17 protein-coding genes and 1 pseudogene are annotated in these 25856 nt (G+C 64.3%); 3 read left to right on the top strand and 15 right to left on the bottom strand.

What is annotated here, in order from left to right:
- Positions 1 to 47: 47 nt before the first annotated feature.
- The 3 genes from HL671_RS15415 to HL671_RS15425 form a co-directional block, all read right to left on the bottom strand.
- Positions 48 to 575, bottom strand: coding sequence for a tetratricopeptide repeat protein (locus HL671_RS15415; RefSeq protein WP_172236881.1), 528 nt, complete (start codon positions 573 to 575; stop codon positions 48 to 50).
- The gene (gene gspD / locus HL671_RS15420; RefSeq protein ID WP_172236882.1) at positions 572 to 2914 is read right to left on the bottom strand and encodes a type II secretion system secretin GspD; all 2343 of its coding nucleotides are present in this window, start codon (positions 2912 to 2914) and stop codon (positions 572 to 574) included. The genes HL671_RS15415 and gspD overlap by 4 nt, the downstream gene beginning before the upstream one ends.
- A 131-nt stretch (positions 2915 to 3045) precedes the next feature.
- The gene (locus HL671_RS15425) at positions 3046 to 4881 is read right to left on the bottom strand and encodes a porin family protein (protein ID WP_210263909.1); all 1836 of its coding nucleotides are present in this window, start codon (positions 4879 to 4881) and stop codon (positions 3046 to 3048) included.
- 924 nt (positions 4882 to 5805) lie between these two features.
- On the opposite strand from HL671_RS15425, the gene HL671_RS15430 reads away from it, so the two are divergent.
- From HL671_RS15430 to HL671_RS15440, 3 genes are all read left to right on the top strand, one after another.
- Complete coding sequence (locus HL671_RS15430; RefSeq protein WP_172236883.1) at positions 5806 to 10848, top strand: DEAD/DEAH box helicase family protein; 5043 nt, start codon at positions 5806 to 5808, stop codon at positions 10846 to 10848.
- A gap of 34 nt (positions 10849 to 10882) precedes the next feature.
- The gene (locus tag HL671_RS15435) at positions 10883 to 12376 is read left to right on the top strand and encodes a formylglycine-generating enzyme family protein (RefSeq protein ID WP_172236884.1); all 1494 of its coding nucleotides are present in this window, start codon (positions 10883 to 10885) and stop codon (positions 12374 to 12376) included.
- A 256-nt stretch (positions 12377 to 12632) separates the two neighbouring features.
- Complete coding sequence (locus HL671_RS15440; RefSeq protein ID WP_172236906.1) at positions 12633 to 13217, top strand: DUF4399 domain-containing protein; 585 nt, start codon at positions 12633 to 12635, stop codon at positions 13215 to 13217.
- On the opposite strand, the gene HL671_RS15445 is transcribed toward HL671_RS15440, so the two are convergent.
- The 12 genes and pseudogenes from HL671_RS15445 to HL671_RS15495 all read right to left on the bottom strand — a co-directional run bounded on the left by HL671_RS15445 (position 13100) and on the right by HL671_RS15495 (position 25278).
- Positions 13100 to 13879 (bottom strand): ABC transporter transmembrane domain-containing protein, encoded by a 780-nt coding sequence (locus tag HL671_RS15445; protein WP_172236885.1) that lies wholly within the window; start codon positions 13877 to 13879, stop codon positions 13100 to 13102. The genes HL671_RS15440 and HL671_RS15445 overlap by 118 nt on opposite strands.
- A gap of 768 nt (positions 13880 to 14647) precedes the next feature.
- Positions 14648 to 14782, bottom strand: a complete 135-nt coding sequence (locus HL671_RS39125) for a hypothetical protein (RefSeq protein WP_371260192.1) — start codon at positions 14780 to 14782, stop codon at positions 14648 to 14650.
- Between the two features lie 41 nt (positions 14783 to 14823).
- Positions 14824 to 15155 (bottom strand): annotated as a pseudogene (gene eutB, locus HL671_RS15450) (ethanolamine ammonia-lyase subunit EutB); the annotation flags it as partial.
- A gap of 7 nt (positions 15156 to 15162) precedes the next feature.
- On the bottom strand, positions 15163 to 15951 hold the full coding sequence (locus HL671_RS15455) for an inositol monophosphatase family protein (RefSeq protein ID WP_172236886.1): 789 nt from the start codon (positions 15949 to 15951) through the stop codon (positions 15163 to 15165).
- Complete coding sequence (locus tag HL671_RS15460) at positions 15951 to 16883, bottom strand: choline/ethanolamine kinase family protein (protein WP_041750585.1); 933 nt, start codon at positions 16881 to 16883, stop codon at positions 15951 to 15953. The genes HL671_RS15455 and HL671_RS15460 overlap by 1 nt, the downstream gene beginning before the upstream one ends.
- 11 nt (positions 16884 to 16894) lie before the next feature.
- Positions 16895 to 17860, bottom strand: coding sequence for a phosphotransferase family protein (locus HL671_RS15465; protein WP_172236887.1), 966 nt, complete (start codon positions 17858 to 17860; stop codon positions 16895 to 16897).
- Positions 17857 to 19143, bottom strand: a complete 1287-nt coding sequence (locus HL671_RS15470; RefSeq protein WP_172236888.1) for a Zn-dependent hydrolase — start codon at positions 19141 to 19143, stop codon at positions 17857 to 17859. Before HL671_RS15470 ends, HL671_RS15465 begins: the two co-directional genes overlap by 4 nt.
- Positions 19136 to 19897: a DeoR/GlpR family DNA-binding transcription regulator gene (locus HL671_RS15475; RefSeq protein ID WP_012042774.1), complete on the bottom strand. Its 762-nt coding sequence runs from the start codon at positions 19895 to 19897 to the stop codon at positions 19136 to 19138. Before HL671_RS15475 ends, HL671_RS15470 begins: the two co-directional genes overlap by 8 nt.
- A complete protein-coding gene (locus tag HL671_RS15480; RefSeq protein WP_172236889.1) occupies positions 19894 to 21720 on the bottom strand; it encodes a dipeptide ABC transporter ATP-binding protein in 1827 nt (608 codons plus the stop codon). Before HL671_RS15480 ends, HL671_RS15475 begins: the two co-directional genes overlap by 4 nt.
- Positions 21717 to 22625, bottom strand: coding sequence for an ABC transporter permease (locus HL671_RS15485; protein WP_172236890.1), 909 nt, complete (start codon positions 22623 to 22625; stop codon positions 21717 to 21719). Before HL671_RS15485 ends, HL671_RS15480 begins: the two co-directional genes overlap by 4 nt.
- A gap of 31 nt (positions 22626 to 22656) precedes the next feature.
- Positions 22657 to 23637, bottom strand: coding sequence for an ABC transporter permease (locus HL671_RS15490; protein ID WP_172236891.1), 981 nt, complete (start codon positions 23635 to 23637; stop codon positions 22657 to 22659).
- Between the two features lie 60 nt (positions 23638 to 23697).
- On the bottom strand, positions 23698 to 25278 hold the full coding sequence (locus HL671_RS15495; protein ID WP_172236892.1) for an ABC transporter substrate-binding protein: 1581 nt from the start codon (positions 25276 to 25278) through the stop codon (positions 23698 to 23700).
- Positions 25279 to 25856 lie beyond the last annotated feature (578 nt).

Consider the following 25856-nt stretch of genomic DNA (forward strand, 5'->3'; position numbering starts at 1 on the left):
TTCTCCGCGTCAAAGATGACGCTTATGAGATAAGCTGATTAGAACAACTACAAACCTGGCGCCGACGCGGCCAGTCCGGTTCGACCTGACCGTCCCTGATGCCATTCCATCGCCAGACGCTGCCCTTCGAGCACCTGCTCGAACGACATCTTGATGGCGACTGCATTGCGGAGTCGCAGGTATGGCTCGCGGAGCCGAACGGGTGCCGCGGCGGCTGCCAGACTCAACCATTTGTAGGCCAGCACGTGATCCTGGCTTACGCCATGGCCCTTGTCGTAGCTCAGACCGAGCAGATGCTGGGCCGCCGGCTCACCGCCTTCGGCGGCTCCTGTGTACAGTTCGGCTGCGGCATCGTACGATTGCGGAACGCCAAGGCCGTTCTCATACATGTAGCCGAGCGCGGTCATCGCGCGCGGGTGCCCACGCTGCGCCATCGGCGCGAGCAGCGCGACGGCCCTGACGTAATCGCCGCGGGCGAAGGCCGCCCATCCGTCTCCGCGTGGTCGGGCGTCGGCCGCCGCAAGTCCGAGGGTCAGCGCCAGCGCGGCGAGCGCGATAGTCGACACCCGCCTCATCGGCCGGCCCGCGGCGGCTGAAGGGCGCTCGTCGACACCGGCCTGATCGTGCCACGCAGCTTGGAGCGCAGCTCCTCGGCGACGTAATGCGCATCGGTGCCGTCGCGGATGATCTGGGGGCGGATGAAGATGATCAGCTCGGTCCGCCCGCGGGTGCGATCGTTGTTGCTGAACAGATCGCCCAGCACCGGGATCTGGTCGACGCCGGGCACACCGTTGCGCGTACCCTGATGGGTTTCGCTGATGAGGCCAGCCAGCAGCACGGTCTGACCGCTGGCGACCGCGACCGCGCTCTTGACCTTGCGCTGCGCCACCGTCGGCGTGAGGCTGTTCGCGGTCTGCGGCGAGACGTTGCTGATCTCCTGCTCGATCTCCAGCCGCACATTGCCGTTCTCGTTGACGCGCGGCGCCACCCGCAGGATGATCCCGGTATTGCGATAGTCGATCGTATTCACGACCGTGTTGTTGGTCGTCAGCACCGTCGCGCTGCCGGTCGACACCGGCACCTGGTCGCCGACCTGCAATGTCGCCGCTTGATTGTCGATCACCACCAGCGAAGGATTGGACAGCACCTTGACGTCGGTGACCGTGTGCAACGCGCTCAGGATGGCGCTCGGCTGCGATTCCGACCCGATCAGAAAATTGAAGCCCGGAAAGGCACGGTTCAAGAAGGCGTTGGTGATCGTCCCGGCGGCCGAGGCGACCGTCGCCGGCGCCGATGTCGAGGTGGTGTTGAGGAGTGAGCCTTGATCTGGCCGCAGGCCAAGATTCTTGCTGGTCAGATAGGCCTGCACGCCGTAGTTCAGATTGTCGTTGAGCGTCACTTCGGCGATGGTGGCATCAATCGCGACCTGCAGCTGCGGCCGGTCGCACTGTCGCAAGGTGGCTTCGATGATGCGGTAGTTCTCCCGGTCGGCATAGATCAGCAGCGTGTTGTTGACCACGTCGGGCGTGATGCGCACGCCGTCCATCAGCGGCTTGCTGCCGCCGGCGGACGCGCGCGACTCCGGCGCCGAATCGAGGCTCGTCTGGGTCGGCGGCGGCCCACCTCCGAAGCCACGATTGGCGACCAGACCGTTGTTGCCGGGCTGTTGACCCGAGAGACTGCCTGTCGACGCCGTCCCCGCGGCCGACAGCCGCTCGCTGCTCGAACTCGATGCGGCGCCCGATCCCGGAGCGAGATCCGTCGACGACGCGTCGGCGCTGACCGAATTTCCCGTGAACATCTCGTTCAACACCCGCGCCATCTGCCGCGCTTCGCCGTATTTGACGCGGTAGACATGAACGCTGTTGCGGAGCGTGTTGCCGGCATCCAGCCGCTTGATCCAGGTCTCGGCGGTGCGCAGCAGTGCCGGCTTGCGGCTGATGACCATGACCGCGTTCATCCGGCTGATGGTCTGGAACTTGACCATGTTCTGACCGAGCCCACTGTCGCCGGTGTCCATGATCTTCTCGAGCTCGGCGACGATCGGCTCCGGATTGCCGTTGGCGATCGGGAAGATCCCGACCGATTGACCTTTCATCCAGTCTGCGTCGAAGCTCAGCGCGGCATCGACCGCCGTGCGTCGCTCGGAGCCGGTGCCCTGGATTAACAACATGTTGCGGCCCGGGTCTGCGCGCACCGTGCCGGGCTTGAGTGCGAAGCTGTCGAGCAGCTTCAGCAGCGTCGGTGCCGAGACATATTGCAGCGGAAGCACCGTGATGCCGTAGCCGGGCTCGGCCGCAGCACCGGGCGCATCCACATTGCCCGCGCCGACTGCCTCACCGAGCGGAATCAGGCGATAGCCGGAATTATCACGTACAAGTGCCGTCCCGGCCAGCCGCAGGGCGTTCTCGAGCACGTAGACCACGTCCGATTTCGGCACCGGACGCACCGACGACAGGCTCACGGTCCCCTGGATCCGCGGATCGATGGTGTAGCCGACACCAAGCACGTCGCCGAGCACGACCTTGGCCACGGTCGCGATTGGCGAATTCTCGAAATTCAGCTCGAAGCCGTTGCCGATCGCCTGCGAATGGGCTGCGGCCTCCTGCACCGGAAGCGATGGCGCCGCCGGCAGTTCCGCACGTGCGTCCCTGGGATCGTCATTGCCGCCGTAGATCTCCGCCCGCGCACGGCGCGCCGCCGGCGACTGCTCCGGCATGACCTGTCGCGGATAGCGCGGCGAGAGGTCGAGACGCCCGACCTTGTCCATCACGTCGTCGCCGCGACTGTCGCTCCCGAGCGTCGCCGGATTGCAGCCCGCCAGCACCATCGACACTATGACCAGCGCGGCGAGCGCACGGCATCGCCGCCAACCAGGGCCCTCATCAGAAATCGCCAACACTCGCCCGCCCACCCAATCTACCGAGTACTTCCAAGTTACAAGTCTCCGAGGCGGAACAGCTCTCGTTCCGTCCTGGATCCTCAGCTCGCCTGCTGGAGGACAGCCGCCGCCCAGAGGGCAGCGGCCTCTCCTCATGCGGCCGGCTACCAGAGCCAGCCGACCCCAGCGAGAACCCGGTCGGACATCGCACCGGTCGGACTACGGTCAATGACCTTGGTGTAGTTCAGTTTGTAGACCAGGCTCGGATTGGGGAACACGGCGACGCCGACGTCATGGAACGTCATGTCACCGCTCCCTGTGATGTTATTGAGTCCGTTGGTCAGATCTGAGCCGAGCATGCCGGATGTCTGGAAGTTCTGCCGTGTGTAGCGATAGAACGGCACAATGTCGTAATCATTCGGCGCTCTGAAGTGATAGGCGATCTCGCCCGAATAGCCCCACATGTTCTTGCCGACATTGTTCGTGTCGTCGAGATCATTATTGGCCCGCAGGTTCTCCGGGTTGGAGAAGTTCACATGGGCATATTCGGCTCGCAGCTCGAGCCCGGTGTTCGGCACCCGGTAGCGCGCTTCGGTATTGAAGATCGTCATCGCGTTCTTGCCGAGCGGAACCTCGGTGCCGTCAGGCTGCGTGGCATACGCACCGCGCGGCGTAACGTTCGGCGAATAATAGATCGCAGAGCTTCCGGCGAAGCCGGGCAGGAACGACGGCGTGTAGCTCAGACGCAAGGTATAAGCGAGCTCATTGCTCAGCTGCCGGAAGTCGCCGATCGGCGCGCGAGAGAGCGCCAGCGCTTCCGAGCCGCTGATGCCAGCCGCATAACCTCCTGAATTGATGTGGCCATTGTCACCCCGATGAGCAAAGTCGTCGCCGAAATCTTCCGCGCTCTGGCTGATCTGGAACTGATAATTCAAGCCGTCGACAATCTTGCCGTAGAAGCCGGCCGCCGGCGCATACCAGGTCGTCGGAATCAGGCCGTTGGCAAGCTCCGGCCGCTGCACCGAGTAGAACAGCGTCGGCTCGTGATAGAGATTTGTAAACGAGATCGGGATCAGGTCGATACCTGGCGAACGCAGGGTGAAATGATCGTTGAACTTGACGTCGAAGAAGGCCTGCTCGACTTCGACCGCGCCATGCAGCTTGTCATCATTGTCGAACGCAGTGCCGCCGTGCTCCCACTCCAGCTCCGCGTTGAAGGTGATATAATCGTTGACCTGATAGGTCGGCAGCAGGACCAGACGCGCCATGTCGAAACCGTTCTGCCACTGGCCGTTGGCGGCAGGATTCTGCATCGAGCCCAGCTTGATCTCGCCATACATGCCGATCCGCATTCCGGGCACTGGCGAGGGCGCCACGCCGAACAGATCCTTCCCGGCGGGCGGCGGAGGCGCCTTCAGATCGGCAGCGGGCAGGAATTTCGGCTTCGGATCGGCGTCCGCGAACGCAGCCGCGAGCCGGGACGCGGGAGATGACGGCGGCGCGGCATCGGCCGTTGTCGATCCCCCATTCTTGACGTCCTTCGAACCGGCCAGCGCCATGGCGTTGCCGACCGACTTGGACGCGGCCTGCGCGTTGTCCGACGCCTTCAAGGCGCTCCCATGTGCGTCCTTCGCACCAATCAGAGCGACCGGCCCGGACGGATTCCTGGAGGCCTGCGAGGCCGACTGTCCGACGCTGGTCGTCTTCTTCGCCTTGGCGTCCTTGAGCTCGACCTGAAGCGTGTTGATGCGCTGCTCCATGGACTCGATCTTCGCCATCAGCGCCTTGACCGCCGCCCCGTCCGCCGGCTGCGACGATCGATCGTCGGCCGCCTGTGCGGCTGCCGCGCTCAACGCCAGTGTCGACACCGCGGCAAGCAGAGATGGCAGCAATCCGCCGCGACCGCGGGTCGGACGACCGCCCCAGCCAATGTGCAAAGCGCCGTCGTGTGAGGACGCGGAATCATCCGCGCGTCTCCCGCTGCAGCTATTCAAGATCATCAGTCCAACCTCCCCATGATGATGCGCGGACTTGCATCCCCTTCACCCGCCGCCGTGAGCATCGACGCCATGCGCGAGTGCGAGCCATTCGCGCTAGAAGCCGGCAATGTCGATACTTGGGCTCGTCGAAGATGCTGGCGTGTCATCAGTTGGGCGGCGCCCGCTCCGCCAGACCGCGACTGCGAGCAACCCCGCTGACCTTGGCAATTGCAGCAAACGAGCTAAGTACTTTCAGCTTCTGCTAATTGTCGTCAGATCTTCATTCAGAGCGCGAGACGGAAGTTGTCACAGCGTTGAGCTGTATTCGCTCCTCCAAAACGCGCAGAATGGCGTGACGCCATACATCGCCGGCCAACGCCGCACTCCGAGATAAATTGCGGCCTCGCCACGGCGCCGCTTGGGCGGCGCGCGGGATTTCAGCGACGAAGCGGACGCTGACGCCGTGCTGATTGCGGCAAGGCACCGCATGCTGCACGCGCCCCGGAAACGTCCCGGCACACGCGAATACCTCCCACAACCAATCAAGGCAGGCCGCGCGGATGGAGACCTCGGCTCTTTAAAGAAATTCTAAACGGACTCGCGACAGCCGACGGCATCAGTTCTCGAAGTGATAACAGATCAGTTGACGCAGTTTTCTATGGCAAGACGTCGCATACGGATCTCTCATCATTACGCCGCATTGCGTGCCCCTATAATCCGACAATTAGTTTGGCCTACACGACGCTTGTTAGTATTTCCGCGAAAGCGGCGGACGAACAACATCAGCTGGCCACACCAAGACACTGACGCAAAGAGCGTCCATTTGCTTTGATGCTCGCGGCTGCGCTTGCCGCCGTTGGCCGCTAAGTGGGATGGACGCCGGAGTCCAGACGCGGAGGTGACCCGCTTGCTTCGTTTCGTCGCCGCCATTGTCGGAGAGCCAACATGAACGCTGTCCATCGACTGCAGCCGACGATCGGACCTTTGCAGAAGGTCCTCGATCATGTGGCCGAAGTCATCCTGCATGACGCGCAATTGGTCGATCGCGTGTCCGACCACCGACTCGCGGGCGGACATCGCTTCGTCTTCCAGCAGCACGAGCTGGAGGATTTGCCGGGCGTTAGCTGCAATACTTTCGATGCGCATGGCCCCATCTGGCTCGCTGTCGAGCGTCTGCTTCCGGCCGACCCACCGGCGGTCGATACCGATCTGGCGATGTGGATCGACGTCTCCCCGGATCCGGACCGGCGTCCGCTGGTTCGGCAGCGCGTGACAATCACGGTGCAGACCGCAGAGAAGGACCGGCTGATCGCGGCAGCGCAGGCCCGCACCGAGCATTGCGCGCCGGCCAGCGGGCAGCCGGCGTCGGCCGGGCTCTGGAGCGTGCGCTTGCACCTCGAGCAACGCCCGGATGTCGTCGAACGTCTGGATCGCTATCTTGCCGGCTCCTGGGCCGCCTGGGCCGCGGCCGAGCGTCCACGTCGCCGGACCATCGCGCTGTACCAAAAGCTGCACGACATGGCCCGCGCGACCGCGCCCGGGCACAACGAGGCGAGCTGCGAGATCGTGTGGGGTGTCGGCCTATCACATTGGCGTCGCGGTGGCCGCGAGCTGGAGCTGCCGCTGCTCGAACGTCTGGTCGAGATCGAGGTTCGCGGAGGCTCGGACGCCGAGATCAGGATCCGTCCCCGCATGGTCGGCGCGACCGTCAACCTACGCGCATTCGAACCGCTCACATCGGCTGCCAGGCTGGCCGAGCACACCGCCGAGCAGCGGCTCGCGCGCGGCGTCGAGCTTTCGCCATTCGAGCCCGCCACCTTCGAGCCTATCCTCAGCACCATCGGCTCGCAGCTCGACCCGGACGGACTGTATTGCCCGGGGCTTCCGGATACGGCGCTGCCGCCGGCCGAAGAAACTGAGCAACTGGTCGTCTCGGATCGCTGGGTGATCTTTGCGCGGCCGCGCTCGAACGGACTCCTGCTGCGCGACATCAAGCGCCTGCAGCGAGCGCTGGACTACATGCCGGCGAACGAGGGCTGGCTCACTGCGCTGGCGCACTGTTTGCTCGGGGCTGTGGATCACGCCCCCCATGACGGCACGCGCCGGCGGCTGTCCAACGTGATCGGGGACCCGATCGCCACCACGCCAGCCGAGCAATCCGCGGCAGATCGCGGCGATCTGTTCTTTCCGCTGCCGACCAACTCCGACCAGATGGAGATCGTGCGCCAGCTCCAGCGATCGGACGGCCTTGTCGTAAAGGGCGCAGTTGCGCCCGACCGGACGGCTGCGATCGCCAACGTGGTCTGTCACCATCTCGCGCTTGGCCTGCGGGTCCTCGTCGTGTCCCGCAGCAAACCCGCACTTTTGGCGCTCTCCGAAAAGCTGCCCCGCGCCGTTCGCGACCTCACGGTCGATCTGACCGGATCCGACAAGGACGCGTTGAAGCACGCTGAGCGCGTGGTCCGCCGGCTGCTGTCGATCCTGGACACGACCGACCTGCACGCCCAGGCCGAACAGGTCAACCGGCTCGAGCAGGACATCATCGCGACCAGCCACGCAATAACGCGTCTCGATGACGAGGTCGCCGACATCGCCGGCCGTACGCTGCTGCGATCCGGCACTTCCGATTTGCCGCTCGACGCGCTGGCAACCATGATTGCTGATCGCGATGCCTATGCGTGGTTCACTGATCGGCCGCTGCGATTTCTGAGCGAGACCGATCTGATCGTCGCCGCGGTCGACCAGGCGCGGTCGGCGCGATCGCGGCTTGGCGGAGACATCGAATACCTCGATGACCAAGTGCCGGACATCGCGCAGCTGCCTGACGCAGCGGCGGTGATGCGACTGCACGCGGATTTGCAGTTGATGGCCGCGGTAGCGGACCAGGACGGCGATGATGGCCAGCTGGCCCATCAGGCCGTCGCGAAACTCCAGCCGGAGGGCGCCGACAAGTTCGCCTGCGATCTTGAGGCACTGGCGGCGGCGCATCGGACCATTGCCGACGAACCATGGCTTGCATCGCTGTCTCCGGTCGGCTCCGAGGCAAGCGACACCTCCGTCGACAGCGGCATCCTGGTTGATTTTGCCCGCGATGCATCATCCTTGTTGGCGCGACGCGCCGGATTCCTGGTGAGGCCGGTGGACATTCCAGCCGACGCCTTCACCAACGAGGAGTTGCTGAGGCGCGTCGAGCGGCTCTCGGCCGGACAAAAGGCCTTTGCGACGTTCTCGCGATCCGGACGCGTGCTGAAGCAGACATTGGATGCGATCACAATCTGCGGCTTCGCGCCGAACAGCGCAGCCGATTGGGGCCATGTGCGCGATTATCTGACATGGCGGCGTCACCTGCATTCGCTCGACGTCCGATGGCGCACACTGGCCGTCGAGATCGGTGCGCCAACGCACGAGCCCGACTCCGCCAACACCCTCCACGGCCACGAGCGTATCGTCAGGAACGTCGAGGTCGCGATCGTGACCGCGGCGCTGGCCAGCCGTAATGTCCTGGCCACGATCGCAAAGCTGTCGATGCCGGCCGGCAAAGTCGCCAGCTTGCTCGGCGACAGCCGCCGATTGGCCGCGCTCGCATCCGTCATCAGAAGCACTGCCGAGCGCATCGGCAAGCAGCGCAGCGAGCTCGCCCGGCTGAACGAGCTGTTTCACGGCCGCGGTGCAATCACGACACGGGTCCAGGCCGAAGTACTGTCGCAGATCGGACGAGCCGACGTCGACCCGCGTGAGATCGAGACGCGCTGGGGCGTCATTTGCAGGCAGCTGCAGAGCCTGCATGAGCGGCGCCAGGATATCGAGCTCCTCACCGAGGTTTGCCAGAGCTTGACCGAGGCAGGGGCGAGCGCACTCGCCCGGCGGATCCGCACCGAGCCGGCCACCGCGGACGGCGGCGACGCGGTGCTGGTCGCCGACTGGATGCTGGCCTGGAACTGGGCCGTGCTGATCGGACAGACCGAAGGCGTCGGTCAGCAGCAGCTGCTGCAGGATCTGTCCGAGCAGCGCGCCGTATTGGAGACGCGGCTGCGCGAGCTGTTCGAGGACGTCGTCGTTGCGCGGATGCACCTCGCCTTGGTCCAGAACACGAGCAGCGCCGTGCGGCAGGCGTTCACCATGTTCACGACGACGTCGCACAAGCTTGCCGCGACCTGCTCCGGTCCGAGCGCGTTCCGGCTGCGTCAGGTCGCGCGCGAGGGCCTCGAAAATTGCCACCAAGGCATCCCCTGCCAGCTGATTCCGGCTTGGCGCGTTGCCGAGCAGCTGCCGCCGCGACTGGACGCATTCGATCTCATCATCATCGACGACGCCTCGCGATCGGACCTGCGCGAACTCACGACCCTGCTCAGAGGCCGCAAGATTCTCGCGGTCGCCGAAGACCGGCCGAGCGAGGAGACAATCGTCCCGGACGATCGCGACGTCCGAGAGATCATCCGCGCTCCACGCGGCGGTGTCCCGATCCCCATTCGTCAGCTCATGCCGCCGAAGACGGCGCTCTGCGATCTCCTCAACGCGCTGTTTCCCGACCGGGTGATCCGGCTCCGTGAGCATGCGCGTCGTGTCGCCCCCATTGCACTTCCGATGCTCAGTCCGCCGCAACCATTCATCCCGCCGCAGTCCGCTGCGGCCACAGCATATTCTGCTCCGGCGGCGCTCGCCGACGCTGCAGAACCTCGACTGCCCGTCATACGGCCGGCCCATTCACTGGAAGACGAAATCGCCACGGTCGCGGAAAACCTCTCGATCGCCCGACGAGACCAGCGCGACGCGTTGAGCGAGCCGACGGAGCGTCCAGCGCCGGACTGGCTGCGCAGCGGGATCATCGGCGGCGCCCCGGCGGACGAGGCACGGGCCTCGCGCCGGTCGGGACACGACGTCGCCAGCGAGAAGCTTGACGTCTCGCCGCTTGATGCCCCCTCTCCGGCGCTGCCGCCTTGGATGGAGCCAGTCGCTCCGGCGACAGACAAAGAAAACGAACTTCGCGCCGAAGCAACGTCGACCTCGAACGATCCCTCGGACGCCGCCCGCGCCAAGCCGGCGAAAGCGCCTGACACGGGCGCGGCCATGGCGCGCGGCCAGTTTGGGCCTGCGCGCGACCGTGCCATCATCGATCACCAGCGGCTCTCGGCACGCCTGCGTCCGGCGCTCGACCAGATCAGAGCGCGGCCGCGCAGCTCGCTGCGCCGACCGGTCGTGGCCGCAGCCGCAGTCCTGACCATCACCCTGGTGACCGCGTCGCTCGTCTGGCAGCCGACAGGACGTCGGATCGCGACGTCCTGGCAGACAGCCCTGACTCAGCTTACGGCCTCGTGGAATGCAGCCCCGCCTGCCGCCGCGCTGCCGGCGACAACGGAGCCGCACAAGGTCACCGCGGAACGGATGACGCCGGACGTCACGAGCACGGCATCCCGCGAGGGCTCTCCTGGGGGCACCATCACGACGGGGAACGCGGCCCAACCGATGGTGTCGCATGCCGTTCTCTATCAGGAGGACCCGCAGGACCCAGGCGGCAAGCGCTATCTCGGCAAGGTGACCTGGCGCGTCGAGCCCGCCGCCGGCAGCGTGCCGGCTTCGATCAAAGGCGATGTCGAGATCGACAAGCAGATGAAGGCCACGTTGTCGCTGCGGCCCAACAAGGAAAGCGAAATGCCGGCGAGCCATATCCTGGAGGTCAAGTTCAACTGGCCGGGCGACCCGAGCCACGCAGGAGTCGACACCTTGAAGGGCGTCAGCATGAAGGCCAAGGAGGCAGGCCGCGGCGCCGCATTGTCCACCCTGACCGCCAAGGTCACACCGGAATTCTTCATGATCGCGCTGTCCGCCAATGAGGTCGACAAGACGCGGAACTTCCTGCTTCTGAAAGGCAAGGAATGGATCGATATCCCGATCGTGTACAACGGCGGCAGCCGCGCCGTGCTGGCAATCGAGAAGGGAGCGGACGGTGAGCGCGCATTCACGGATGCGTTTACCGCCTGGGGACAATGAACCGGCGGCACAGCCGGCGCATGGCGGCTCGCGCATGCTGACCGGAATCGATGTCTCCAAATCATCGCCGGCTCCGGCGCCCGACGCGCCGGCCAAGCCGCTGGCCACCACCATTTATCCCGTGCCTTGTGCGCGGTGTGGACGAGTCGTGCGCGTCGCGTTGAATACGCTGCGTGCCCCCAGCTTCCATCATGTCGCCGAGCAGGCGTCGTGCCCCGAGATCCAGGAGCGGCCTCGAAGCAAGGGGGATGGTGGACTGCTGCTGATGATGTGCGGCCCCTTGAAGCAATCTCTCTCAGCCTCATGCGACGCTGCCGAGGTCGAGGCGACCGCTCCCAGCGGCGGCAGGCACGGACGAATTGTCTGCAGCATTCCTGGCGTGTCGATCACGCAATACGCCCCGGACGAGGCGCGCAGCCACGCGGAGATCTGGCAGGCGCACGGGCATCACGGGCTGGCCCGCCGCCTTCGTAAGGCCGCTGCCGTCGCAGAGCGTGGGCCACCAATGTGGAGCCGCGCCGCGGCTGGCCTGGGGGCATTGCTGGTCGCGGCCGCCGGCAGCTGGTTCATGCTGGCGCGGGAGCCGATCCCGGCTCCGCCAGCGCAGCCGCAAGCTGGCGAAGCCTCCGTCCCATCTTCCGGCCCCGCAAGCACCGATCCTGGCGTCCGCAGCGTCACAATGGAGGCGGTCTCCGCCGCGACCGCCCCTGCGAGTGCGCCAGCTGATCCGCCCTCAGAGGCGCTGGCGATCGCGGGGCCGGCTCCTCAGGTCGCAGCAGCCGTCGCCCTCGCCGCGGATTTGACCGCCCAGGCAGCCTCGACGACGCCGACACCCAGCCCTGAGGTGGCCAAGATCCGCCTGCCCGATATCGTGATGATCCCCGGCGGAACGTTCGCCATGGGCGGCACCGAGAGCTCCGAGCTTCCGGTTCACCGCGTCACCATCAAGCCGTTTGCGCTCGGCAAATACCCGATCACGATCGGCGAGTGGAAGGAATGCGTCGCCGACAAAGCGTGCGCTGACGTGACGGGCGGTCCGGATGACAATCCGATCACCAATGTCAGCTACGACGATGCTCGGGACTACCTGACGTGGCTCTCTCGGACCGTCGGCAAACCGTTTCGGCTGCCGACCGAGGCCGAATGGGAATACGCGGCGCGCGGCGGGACGAGCACGGCATTCTGGTGGGGCGACCAGATGCGCGGCGGCATGGCCAACTGCAGCCGGTGCAACGACGCCGGCGCGCCTGCACAGCTGATGAAGGTCGGAAGCTTTCCCGCCAATCCGTTTGGACTGTTCGACATGGGCGGCGGCGTCGACCAGTGGGTCGCCGACAGCTGGCACAAGACCTATCAGGGAGCGCCGTCGGATGGCTCGGCCTGGATCGACGAGCAGAGCTTCATCCGTGTCATTCGCTCGGGCTCGTGGAAGAATGATGCCAGCTATGCGCGCAGCGGCAGCCGCGACCGCTATGATGGCCGCGTGAGATATCCGACCCATGGCTTGCGCATCGCGCTTTCGCTCTGACGCGATCCCCGCTTCGACCTGTGCTCCATCGCACCGTGTTGCCGCTGACATATCTGGAATCGGCAGGCGAGACCGATCGGAACCTCAAATTCGCCTTGCTGAAGTCGATGTATCGACCGGCTGCCTTTGTTCGATGTTTGCCATCCATGTTGATCCAATTCGTGAGTTCGGAGTGATGACGGGAAAACAATCCGCGTATGCCGCGCCGCCGGCCGATCCGAGGTCCTGGCGGAGATGTTGTCACGCGGTGGTCGCGATGTCCGCCTTGACAGCCATCCTGCTGCTGCTGCCGACGCAGGCGTCGGCGCAGGGCAAGACGGCGCCCAGGGACGCCTATCTCTATTTCATCTCTCCCAGCGACGGCGATACGGTGAAGAGCCCGTTCTGGTGCCGCTTCGGCCTGCGCAACATGGGCGTGACCCATGCCGGCGACAGCTTTTCCAACACCGGCCATCATCATCTCCTGATCGACTCGGACGAAGCGATCAGCCCCGGCGAGCCGATTCCGCAGGACAGAAAGCACCTGCATTACGGAGGCGGCGAGACCGAAGCTCTGATCGAGCTCCCGCCGGGCCGGCACACGTTGCAGCTCGTGATGGGCGATGGCATGCACTTCAACTTCGATCCGCCGCTGCTGTCGAAGAAGATCACGATCACCGTCACTGACGCTGCGCCGCGCCTCAGCCGGAGCACCGAACAGGCCCACCGGCGGACGACGCACGTTCACGCGCGGAGGGCGCGCCCAGCCGAAACATCGACGGCCGAAGCGGCACCGGCCGACCCGCCGAAGTCGACGGGCGCCGTCGATTTCCTCAAAGATCTGTTTGCCGCGCCGAAGTGACGCCGGGTTTGGCGCGCCACGTGAATATTGGAAATCGAATCCACCAATGTGGCATAGGTCCTACGCCCTGCCCCCATCAATCCCCGCCTGAGCTCACTGAGCTTTCTACCCTGGACGCGATGATTCGCCAGGAACAGCGCAACATACACGGAGATCATTCCGGCCATGATGACGTTCCGGTTCGTCGCCAGCACGGCGACGGCAATGCAGATCTGAACCAGCGGCGCGATGGCTGATGACGAGAGGCTTCGTATGATGATGTAAAGATCGTTCGATGCCTGCGCGATTTCCTGACTCAGCTCACCGCCATTTCTCTTCGCGAAGAAGCTGTCAGGTTGTTCGCATAGATAGTTGAAATAGGCGGCAAGCAGCGAGCTGTTGGCGTAGATACGTAACCTATTCTGGAGTTGGAGAACAACCACGCCGATGATTCGCGGCGTTGCGATCGCGGCCAGATATCCGAACACCAGAAGCATGGTGTACCCGCCTGATCCTGGCCGCCCTGCAAGGAGGCCATCGATCAATCGAGCTAAAAGAAGGGGCGACATCGCCATGCATCCTGCCGCGACGATCACACACAGGATCGTCGTCATAATCATGCGGCGCTCCCGCAACTTCAGGTAGCATGACGACCACGCCCACCACGCGATCCAGTCTTTCATGACGACAAGACGTGCAGGGTTTTCAGGGTCTGGGCGTTCGCAGCGAGCGTCGCCACCAGGACACAAGCAGCGGCCAAGCAGCGCTGAGCGGCCCTCACTCGATCCACATCCGTCTCTCCAGATATTTGGTCAAATCCTTCTGGAGGCTCCACCTTCAGCCTCCTGGGTCGGTAACCTGAAAGCGATCTTGGTCGCAACGATGGGCCCCCATATGCAGGCAACCCCTGCCCAATGCTCGGCGAACCAAACTCCAGATCCTCCCGGAGTTTGGAGCAACAATTCCCGTTATGCGGCCTCACATTTCCCGAAACGGCACGGTTAAGGCCTTTGACTCGTGGAATGATGCTGTTTTTGACACGGACGAATTTTATTCTTTCCGATAAGACACGTACGGCCCGACGATCAGCATGAGACCGCGAGGTCCGCCAGATCGCGGCCAAAGAGCTAGTTCGTGAAAGGCTTCTGATCAGGTTTGGTCGTGGACGCCTCTGGCGGTTCTAACATTGGAGGCACTGGTCTTGCCGACATTGGCCGCCTGGGCGCGAGATACCGACGGTCCCTATGCCCACTTTGCGCTGACGAACCGGTGCGAGCCTTTGCATTCGCGGAAAGACATCGATGCTGTTCGGATGCAAAGGGAACGGCTGACCTGCTCCCCTGAAACGCCCTTGGCATCAGGCCCGCATACTTCTTCTTCCAATTGAAGTACGTCGCGCTGTCCGCCAACCGCCGGCGCGCGGAACTGTGCTGCGGGCTTCCTCGGTAAAGTTACGTGGCCCATTCCGGTCGGTGGCCGCGACCAGCTTTGCATTTGCGGCCTAGCGATATGGACGCGGCCTCGAGACGCTCCAGCGGCGTTTGCGTCAGCGGAGCTCCATTGGCCGTAACAGCGCTGGCCGACAATCCGTCCCCAAGGACGATGACGACGTCGCGCCCGCGCGGACCACCGCGACGGGATCCTGCAGCCGCATGATCTTCGAAACTGCAGCGACCATCTCGGGCGTCAGCACGAACGTGACGGCCTCGAGCTCAGCCTGTGCCGTTTCCGGCTTCATCAGCCATTCGCGGAAACCACCCACGGTCTGAGAGCTGATGACAGCGAACGCCTTCAGCGGCAGGTCGGCCAATGCCATCTGCGCGGACAGGCGCTCGACCGGACCGTCGGCGGCGATGCCGGCCAATTCGTCCCGGACCGCTGCGGAGTAGCCTTGGCCATCAGCTCCTTCAAATCCGCGAAGCGATAGACAGTCCGCTCGATCGTCGTCGTATACACCATCCGCGTGTCATCCCCTGATGATGGCGAGCGCTTCATCGTGCAGCGCCGGGGTTGCCGATGCGAGCACATGGCCGCTCGACTCCACCGAGAGCGGCGCCCCGTCCCAGTCCGTGATCCGGCCGCCGGCTGCCTCGAGGATCGGCACCAGCGCCATGTAGTCGTAAGGCTGCAGGCCGGTCTCGAGGATCAGATCGCAATGGCCCGACGCGAGCAGACCGTAGATGTAGCAATCACCGCCGAAGCGCCGCATCTTCGCCGCGTTTGAAAGCCGCTCGAAGGGAGCCCGATCCGCATCGGCGAACGTGTCGGGCGACGTCGTATAAAACCGCGCATCCGCCACGCGCCGGCAGTCGCGGGTGCGAGAACGGACTCCGCCATAGGTGGTGAGACCCGGGCGCCCGATCCATCGCTCCCCAGTCGCGGGGATGTCGATCAGGCCGCAGAAAGGCTGGCGATCACAGGTCAGCCCGATCAGCGTGCCGAACAGCGGAAAGCCGGTGATGAAGCTCTTGGTGCCGTCGATGGGATCGATCACCCAGGTGAAGGCGTCTCCCTGCTTCACGCCCATCTCCTCGCCATAGATTCCATGGGAAGGATAGCGCGCCGAGATGCGCTCCCGCAGCCGCGCCTCGATCAGGCGGTCGGCGACCGTGACAGGACTATCATCCGACTTGGCGGTGAACTCCACGGCCGTCCGGAAATATGACAAGGCGATCGGGCGGACCTCATCGGCGAGCTCGGCGGCGAAGGCGAGATAGGCGTCGGCCTGCTCGGCTGCGATACTGGAAAGGACCATCAAAGCGCCTTGAGAAACAGCGGCCAGCGCGGATCGTGGATGATGGAACGTGCCCGCATGTGCTTCCATATTCCGTATTTGTAGAAGTCGAAGTCGAGCGTGGAGATCCGATTCTGCACCATGGCCCAGGTGCTCCATTTGATATCGGCGAGGGCCTTGTGAACGATGAAGCGCGCATGAGCGCTCATGTCGTAGCGTCCGAAATACTCCTCAATGATCTCTCGTTCGACCTCCTCGGAAAAGAAGTGCTCGCCGGCCCAGATCGCGAGGTCGTAGAGGCGGTCATTGTTGGAGGCGTATTCGAAATCGATCAGCATGATCGATTTGTCCGCGCCGAGCAGGAAATTGCCGGGCATCGGATCGTTGAAGCATGGGACGAGGTCGAGCCCGGCCGCCTCGAGCGCCGCCCGCGCCTGCCGATATTGCCAGGTCAGCCAGTCGTGATCTTCCGGCAGAAATCCCCCGAGCTGCCGGACCTGATCATCATGCTCATCGATCATGTCGAACACGGTCTTCGTCAGCGGCAAGCGCGGCGCCTGGTGAAACAGGCGGTAGAGCCGGACGGTCTCGGCCCGGACCGCCGGATCGACGAAATCCGCATGGGTGGAGGGCCGCCGATCGGCCACGAATTCGGCAATCTCGATTCCCTCATGGTCGAGATAGTCGAACGTCTTCGGCCCGACGCCGATCATCTCTGCCTGCCGGCTCGCGGCGCGGGCCGCCTTCCGGTCGATGAACATCTCGGTGCCGCGGCCAGGGATCTTGACGAAGAAATCATGCGAGGCGCCCGCGACCTCGATCCGGAAGTTCGTGTTGCTGATGCCTCCGGACACCGGACGATAGCGGATCTGTCCGTTCCAGGCGCCGACCCTGACGATGGCGGCTTCGAGCAAGTGCTCCGCCTCGTTTCCCGCCATTCCCAACTCTTTCATGACCACATCCCCTAAAGCGTGCGCAGGAACTCTTCGAAGCCCGGCCTGCCGAGCAACATGCGGCAGCGCAGGAAACGCCATGCGGCATATTTGAGGAACTCGACGCCTTGCAACGGCGAGCGGCAGGCCAGCAGCAGGCTGCGCAGCGCCCAGTAGAAATCATCCGCTGCGGCATAGAGCCGGCAGCGACTGAAGGCGGCGTCAGTGAAGCGCCCGTCATGCATTTCGAGCAGCGGCTTCATCTGGCTCTCGAACTGATACAGCTCGTTCATCTGAGCACCGAGCTGGTAGTAGGGATCGATGTCGCCGGCCATGTCGAGATCGACCAGCGCCATCTCACCATGGGGACCGAGCATCAGATTGGAGGAATGCGGATCTCCGTGCGCCGGCCGGCGATCGACGCCGGCGGCATCGATCGCCTCCGCCATCTTGCTCATCCATCCCCTCATCCAATCGATGTCTCCCGGCAGGGGGACGCCGGCCGCCGGCAACAGCGACCAGATGGCCGAGATGCCCTCGAAAACGGACCAGCGCCTTCCGAATGGCGCGCTCGCTGCGATCGTCTTCTGCATGGCGACGAGACGCGCCGCTCTCTCTTGGGCGATGAGATCGTCGATCTTCGCAACCTTCCAGCCCGCGCCCAGGCGCGCCAACAGCAGGCTGCCGCTCGCGGCATCGGCTCCAATCACGGCCGGAGCCAGCCCGAGGCCGGCCACATGGCGGGCTGCGGCCACAGCGACGTCGCGATCGACCAGTTCGGCGACCTCGGCCGCACCGAGGCGCAGAAACAGGCTCATCTCCGTCCCGTCGCGCGCGACGTGAAAGCTCGTCGATTCCACGGCCTGGTAGGACGGCGACGCAACCGGAAACGCAGCGGCCTCATAGCCGAGCCGGCCAGCATCCGCAGGCAGGAGCCCGGCAAGAGCGCGCTCGGCGCGAAGCTCGTCGGCCGTTTCGGCCTGGCCGATCCGCTTCATGCGTTAGCCTCCGAGGCGATGCTCTTCAGGCCGTCACGCGCGAGCGCGTAGAGCATGTCCGCGAGAATCTGCGTGCTCGCGGCGTGATCCTCCGGACTGGTGTACTCGGTCGGATGATGGATGACGCCGTCCTTCGAGCGGACAGCCATGACGATCGACGGGCAGACCGCCGACATCGCGACAGCGTCATGGCCGCCGATCGTATCGAGATGACGCGCAGTCTCGCCGCGACGCGCCGCGACGCGCTCGGCGAGCGCGATCAGCCCCGGCGCAAAGCCGCCGGCGCGGCGCCGATCGATGGAGCGGACCTCGTAGCCCACGCCGGCCCTTTGCGCCGCGACCTCGATCCGGACCTTCATCTTCTCTTCGGCCTGTGCGAGCACGTCCGGTGAGCCGGAGCGCAGCTCGATGAACAGCACGGCTTCAGCCGGCACGGTGTTCGGCGAGTTCGGATGAACCTCGAGCCGGCCGACCGAGGTATGGAGATCGAGGCCGTGATCGTTCGCCAGTTGCCTGAGATCGGCCATGAGATAGGCAGCCGCGAGCAAAGCGTCCTTGCGCTGCGCCATCGGCGTCGGCCCGGTGTGAGCCTGCTCGCCCAGGAAGGCGAGCCGATACTTGGTCGCGCCCCAGAAGCGCGTGAAGATTCCGAACCTTTCGCTGGCGGCGAACAGCTTGTCGTCGCCCTCGATATGCAGCTCGATCAGCGCGTCTGGACGTTCGACCACGGCCGTGCCGGCATAGCCGATCTCCGCCAGAGACTGCCGAACCGTCATGCCATCGCCGTCCGCCCGGTCGAGCGCCCAGTCGAGCTCGATCGCGCCGGCAAAGACGCTGCTGCCGAGCAGGCTCGGCTGGAAGCGAGCCCCCTCCTCGTTGGTCCAGTTCACGACCTGGAAGTTGCAGGCAGCCAGCCGGCCCTCCACCTCCATGCGCTCGGCGACAGCCAGCACGGCTTCGCAAGCCGAGACGACCCCGAGCGCGCCGTCGAATCGTCCTCCGTTGGGCTGACTGTCGAGGTGAGAGCCCACCATGACGGTCGGCGCATTGTCGCCGGCAAGCGACAACTTTCCGAACTGATTGCCGATCGGATCGATCTGCTGCTCGAACCGGTGTTCCTTGAACCACGATCCAAGCCAGTCGCGCGCCTGCCCGTCGGTCTTCGACAGCGTGAGGCGTGTCATCGCCCCGTTCGGCTTGCCGCCGAAGGTCGAGACCTGCTCCATCATTGCCTTCAGGCGCGACGGATTAATCGGGGCATCGGGAAGATGAGCATCAGGCATAAATCACGTCCACTTTCAATTGACGGAACTGGTCGGCAAACTCGGCGGCGAGAGGCGCAGCGGTGATGACGGCATCGAGGTCACCCAGTCCGAACGTGTGGATCGAGCCGAGCCGGCCGAACTTGGAGCTGTCGGCGACGATCACAGACCGCTTGGCCTGAGCACGGGCGGCGCGTCGCATGATGGCTTCGTCCTCGCCGTAATCCATGAAACCGCGCTGGGCGTGAACGGCACTGATCGCAATGATCGCGAGATCGAAAAAGTGTTCCTTGATGGCGGCAACGGCCTCAGGACCGAACGTCGCCTGGTAGACCGGTTGGAGCCGGCCGCCCAGGACGCGCACGTTCGCCGATCCCTGGTAGAAGAAATGCGATGCGACCGCGAGCGAGTTGGTGACGATGGTGAGATCCTTGCGTGTCTCGATGTATTTCAGGCAGGCCAGCGCCGTCGTTCCCTCGTCGACGAAGATCTTCATGCCGTCCTTGACCAGCGCGCCAGCCGCTTCTCCGATCCGCATCTTCTCGCGGCCGCCGACGCGCAGACGTTCCGCAAAAGGCTGATCGCTTTCCTGGCTCTCGAGCACAGCGCCGCCATAGACACGCCGGGCGAAGCCTTGCGTTTCGAGCTCGCGCAGATCGCGGCGGATCGACTCGTGGCTGACCTTGAGCTGATCGACCAGGTCCTTGACGTGAACGCGCTGCTTCTGCCGCAGCATGGCTCTGATCAATTCGAGCCGGCTCTCGGTGAAGCTCATGGCGAGGCCCTCTCGGCCGGCGACATCGTGCGCGCGACGAGATGACAGGCGGCAAAGTCCTGCTCATCGCGAACGGTCAGGAACGGCTGCTCCCCGTTGCAGATCTCCATCGCGCGCGGGCAGCGCGACTTGAAGCTGCAGCCGGCCGGAATCGAGAGCGGGCTCGGCGGCTCGCCCTCCAGCAGGCAGTCCTCGGGCTTGTAGCGCTTCTCTTCGAGGGTCGGCATCGCACTCAGCAGCGCCATCGTGTAGGGATGGCCGGGATCGAAAAACAGACGCTGATTGTCGGCAAGCTCGAACACCTCCCCGAGATACATCACGGCGACACGATTGCAGACCTTCCGGACCATGGCCAGATCGTGTGAGATGAAGATGTAGGTCAGGTTGTATTCCTTCTGCAACGCCTGGAACAGGTCGAGCAGCTTGAACTGCTCCGCCTGATCGAGCGCCGACAGCGTCTCGTCCATGATCAGGATGGTGGGCTCCAGCACCAGCGCACGTGCCACGTTGACACGCTGGCGCTGGCCGGCGCTGAGGCCGAGCGGCAGCTCGTTGTACAGCTCGGCAGCGAGGCCGACTTCCGACATCACCTTCAGCACGCGCGCCCGCAGCTTCTCCTTGTCGCGCCAGCCATGCGTGCGCAGCGGCTCCTCCAGCATGCGGCCGATCGAGGTCCGCGGCGGCAGCGATCCGAACGGATCCTGCAGCACGAGCTGAAGCCTGGCGCGAAACGCCAGCAGATCGCGTCCGCGCAAGGTCGCGATATCCTTGCCTTCGCAAAGGATTTGTCCCGCGCTCGGAAGCTCGAGCCGCGACAGCAGCCGCATCAAAGTGGACTTGCCGCATCCGGACTCACCGACAATGGCAAAGCTGTCGCCGCGCCATACATCGAAGGTCACGTTGCGGACGGCACGCACGAGATTGACGCCGCCGATGCCGTTGCGCTTCTTGACCCGGTAGGTCTGTGATGCGTCGCGCAGGCTGAGCACGACCTCGCGTTCGGCCGGCAGCGCCGGCACGGCGCCGGCACCGCGCCAGATCTGCGGCGTCTGCGCCACCAGCTCACGGGTGTAGGGGTGGATCGGGCTCGCGACAAGCGCCTCCGTCGCCTGCTCCTCCACGATGCGACCGCGATCGATCACGAGCGTCCGCGAACTCGCCTCGCGCACCATGGGAAGCGACGACGAGATGAACAGCACCGCGGTGTCGAACTGATCGGTGAGCTCCTTGATCAAGCGGATGACCTGCGCCGCCACCGTGACATCGAGCGGCTGAGTCACGTTGTCCGCGACCAGCACGGACGGATTGGTAACGAGGGCGTCGACGATCAAGGCGCGCTGCATCATCCCGCCCGAGAACTGGGAGGGATAATCGTGGAACCTGTTCCGCGCCGAGGGAATGCGGACCGCATCCAACAGCGCGATGACACGATCCTCGGCCTGCCGGCGCGAGACATCCGGCATCACCGCGCGCATCTTCTCGACGATCTGGGCGCCGACAGGTAGCGTCGGGTCGAGCGCCCCCATCGGGTTGGCGCCGACATAGGACACGCGCTGGCGCAGCGCGCGCATGTCCGCCTCCTTCATGGCGTAGATGTCGCGCCCTTCGAACAGCACGGTGCCGGAACGCCGCGTCAGCGGCGGTTCGAGCCAGTTGACCGCGGCGCGCGACAGCACCGTTTTGCCGGACGCGCTGGCGCCCACAACGCCCACGATCTCCCTCGGCGCCAGCGAGAACGAGACGTCGTCGAGAATGACTTTCGCGGTTTCGGACCGGCCGAGCGCAACCGTCATGTTGCGCAGTTCGAGCAGCGCCGCCATCATTCACCTCCGGCGTGAACGGTGTCGCGCGCCCGCTCGAGCGCTGCACCCATTAGGTTGATGCTGGTCAGGGTCAGACCCAGGAACAGTCCTGGCATGGTCGCGATCCACCACGCGTTGAGCAGGTACTTGCGGCCATCGGCGATGATGTTGCCGAAGGTCGGAGTCGGGGGCTGGACGCCGAGGCCGAGGAAACCGAGCGTCGATTCGAAGATCATCATGCGCGCGACGTCCAGCACCGAGGAGAACAGTACCGACGGCAGGAGCAGCGGCAACAGCAGCGTGACGATGATGCGCAGATCGGTCGATCCGCCGATCTTCGCCGCCCGGACGAACTCGCGCTGGCGCTCGGTCATGACAATGCTACGCATCATGCGCGCATAGACGGGCCAGTTCGACATGCCGAGCACGAGAACAATGGCGGGAATGGTCGGACGCGACACGCCGAGCACGGCGATGGCGAGGATGATCATGGGGATCGAGAGTTGGGCATCCGTGAGGCGCATAATGACGGCATCGGTGCGTCCGCCGAAATAGCCGGCGACCGTGCCGAGAGCGCAGCCGACGATCAGCATGACGATCACCGAGGCCATGCCGATCAGGAACGAGTAGCGCAGTCCGACCAGGGAGCGGACCAACATATCGCGGCCGATCTGATCGGTGCCCAGGGGATGACCCCAGTTCCAGTTCGTTCCGGTGAACAGCGGCGGGAGAAGCCGCGCCTTGACGTCCATCTTGGTGGGATCGATGGCGCTCAACTCAGGATACAGAGCCGTCGCGAGCATGAGCGCAAGGAAGATCGCCGCCCCGACGCGAAACCCGGGCGACGCCACCGCTCTGTCGAACACGCGCCGCGCGAGCGAGCGGGACGCCAGAGGCGTCGACGAATGGGAAGATGTGATTGACATGATCGACATCGGAAGCCTTCGGAGTCGCGGCTCAGTAGTCGAGCCGGGGGTCGATCGTCGTCGCGACGAGATCGACGATGATGTTGATCACGACGAAGATGGCGCTCGTCACGATCGCGATGCCCTGGATCAGCGGGAAGTCACGCTGCAGCACGGCGTTGATGGTGAGCAGGCCAAGCCCGGGATAGTCGAAGATGTATTCGACGATGATCACGCCGCCGAGCAGGCTCGAGAACTGAATGCCGAGCAGGTTGAGCAGTGGGACCGACGCGTTTCGCATCACGTGGTTGGCGATGATGCGGGTCCGGCCGAGGCCGCGCACGCGCCCGACCGAGACATAGGGCTCGGTCATCTGCGACGACACCGCGCCGACCAGCGTGCGGATCAGCACCGGCGACATCTCGACGGCGAGCACGACGGCCGGCAGAATGGTGTAGGCGAAACCGTTGTAGCCGATGGCCGGCAACCAGCCGAGCTTGACCGACAGCAGAAGCGTCAGGACGATGCCCAGCCAGAAATTGGGCAGCGAGATGAACACCGACGAGATGTAAAATGCGAGCTTGTCGGGCCATCCGCCGGGGTTGAGCCCACCGGCGATGCCGACGACGGCCGAGAACAGCAACGCGATCGCCAGCGTCACCGCGGCAAGCTGAAGCGTCATCGGCAGCGCCTCCAGGATCAGCGTGAGCACCTTGGCGCGCTCGCCGCGAGTGGTATCGTTGAAGTTCGCGCCGCCGGTTGCAGCCCCGTTCGCCGGCCGCACGAAGGACTGGCCCAGATCTCCTTGCAACACGGATCCCATGTAGCGGCCGAACTGCACGATGATCGGGTCGCGCAGCCCCATGTCCTTGGCGATCTTCTCGATCAGCGCCTCCGGCGCCATGCCACCGGCCATGAGCCGCACCGGATCACCGGGGACCACGCGCAACAACGTAAAGATCAGCAGCGACACGAGGCCGATGATGACCACGCCCTGCGTCAGGCGGCGGATCAGAAAATTCAACGTGAACATTCGCGAGCCTCATCGGGTGGCGAGAGCCGCACCTCGCATCGAGGTGCGGCTCGGATCGAGTCAGGCGGCGCTCTTCGACGCGTCCATCGAGCCGTCGGGGTAGATGAACAGCCCGGCATAATCCTTCTGCATCGCGTGGATCATTACGGACGTGAACAGCGACAGCGCCGGCATCTTCGATGCAATGAGCGGCATCGTCTCGGTCTGAAGGATCTTCTTGCGCTCCTCGAGCGTCGGGGCACTGCGCTCCTTGTCGAGCGAGGCGTCGATCGCGGCATCCTCGATGCCGCAAATGCGATGCGACGTCGAATGGAAGTGCGTGCGCAGGATCAGATCCGGCTCCGGCGAACCGGTCGACCAGCCGCAGTCGACCATGTGGCCGGGACCTCCGCCGGGCCGGTGATAGAGCCGCTCGTTCCACGCCGCAGGCTCGAGCACGGTGAGGCTGACGTTGAAGCCCTGCTCATTGAGCATGGCGGTGAGGACTTCGCCGTATTCCTTGGTCTTCGGATAGAAGCCGACCGAGGTGATGTATTCGAGCGGCGGCAGTCCCTTGCCCTTTGGAAAGCCGGCCTCCGCCAGCAGCGCCTGGCACTTTGCAGGGTCGAACTTCGGATAGTTCGGCAGGTCGAAATAGCCGAACTTCACCGGCGAAACGAAGTTCGACGAGGCGTGTCCCGCGCTACCGAGAACCTCGAGAATGACGTCGCGGTTGATCGCATGACAGGCGGCCAGACGGATGCGCGGATCGTTGAAGGGCGGCTTCGAGCAGCGGAACCAGAGATATTTGTTCTCGACCGAGACAACACGATTGATGTGGATGTTGGCGTTGGCCTTGACGGTGTCGACCTGCTCGGGTTCGAGCCGCTCCACGATGGAGGCCTGGCCGTTCATCAGGGACAGCATGCGCGTCGTGGAATCGCCGACGAAGTTGAAGTTGATTCCGGCGATCGCCGGCTTGCCCTTGAAGTAGCCTTCGTTGGCCACCATCACGGTCGAGTTGCCGCGCTGCTCCACGAACTTCAACGGGCCCGTGCCGTTAAGGCGCTGGGACAACACACCGCCCGGGCCGGCAGCGATGTCCTTTGCCGACATCATCGGCAGGAACGCTGCGAGGAACATGAACAGATGAGCGGGATAGCCGCCCTTCGACGTGTCGACGATCACCGTGTAGTCGTCGGGCGTATCGATCTTCAGCGTCTCGGTCGGTCCGGGATACCACTGCGCCGGACGGTCCGCGCGCGCCCCGTATTCGAAGGTCGCCTTGACGTCCTCGGCCTTGAAGGGCTTGCCGTCATGGAAGACGACACCCTCGCGCAGCTTGATCTGGAGCCTGTTGGGATCGAGCAGCTTGATGTCGGTCGCCAGTTCGTAGACGACCTCATCGGGCTTATCGAGCTTCATCGGCGTGCGCGTCAGGAAGCCCATGACGAAGCCCTCGATGTTCTTCTGCGAGAGCGTGGTGTGGGCGGTCGGATCCCAATTGCCGGTGATGTTCTCCGCCGACAGAAACGTCAGCGTCTTCCCGGACTGAGCGAACGCTCTGGAAACGAAGAAGTCCGGATTGATCTGCATATATCCCGCCGCAGCGGCGGCCGCGGCACCTTGCATGAAGTGACGGCGGCTAAATTCTGAAGGCATCGACATTCCCCTATCTTGCGGAACGAAACTCCAACCGGCCAAAACGGTCATGCAGATGCCGTGCCACATCCAAATTTCAATAAAATCAATACGATGATCCAGAAGCGCAATGTGGATTTTGACCGATTAGTGGGTGAATGGCGTCCGATCGGGCAGCCGCATGGCGATCATGAGCGCACATGGCAGTTCCGGCGGCGTCGATGTCGGACCGAGCGCGATCGCCCGTGCCGTTGGCAGACATCGTCGGGGTCGTCCGGCACGCAGATCGGAGGTGGGAGCTGACGAGCCCTACTCGTTCTCCGGCATGCAAAAGATCGTTCAGCGAATGCGGAAGGAAATCGGCCTGCCCGTCACGTTCACACTCGACGCCTGCCGGCATGGCGGGATGACCGAGCTTGAGGAGGCCGAACTTGCGGAAGGACAGGGCCGCGCCCTATCGGCACACCGCACGAGGGAAAGCTACGCCGGCTACGCCAAGCGCCCAGCGCCGCGCATCCTTGCGGCAACACGCAAACGACGAGCTCACGTCTTGGCGAATGACCTTGCCCCTTGGGCATAATCCAGTTTGAAGTTCGTTC

Origin of the sequence: Bradyrhizobium denitrificans, assembly GCF_013179005.1 — a bacterium.
Classification (GTDB): Bacteria; Pseudomonadota; Alphaproteobacteria; order Rhizobiales; family Xanthobacteraceae; genus Bradyrhizobium; species Bradyrhizobium denitrificans.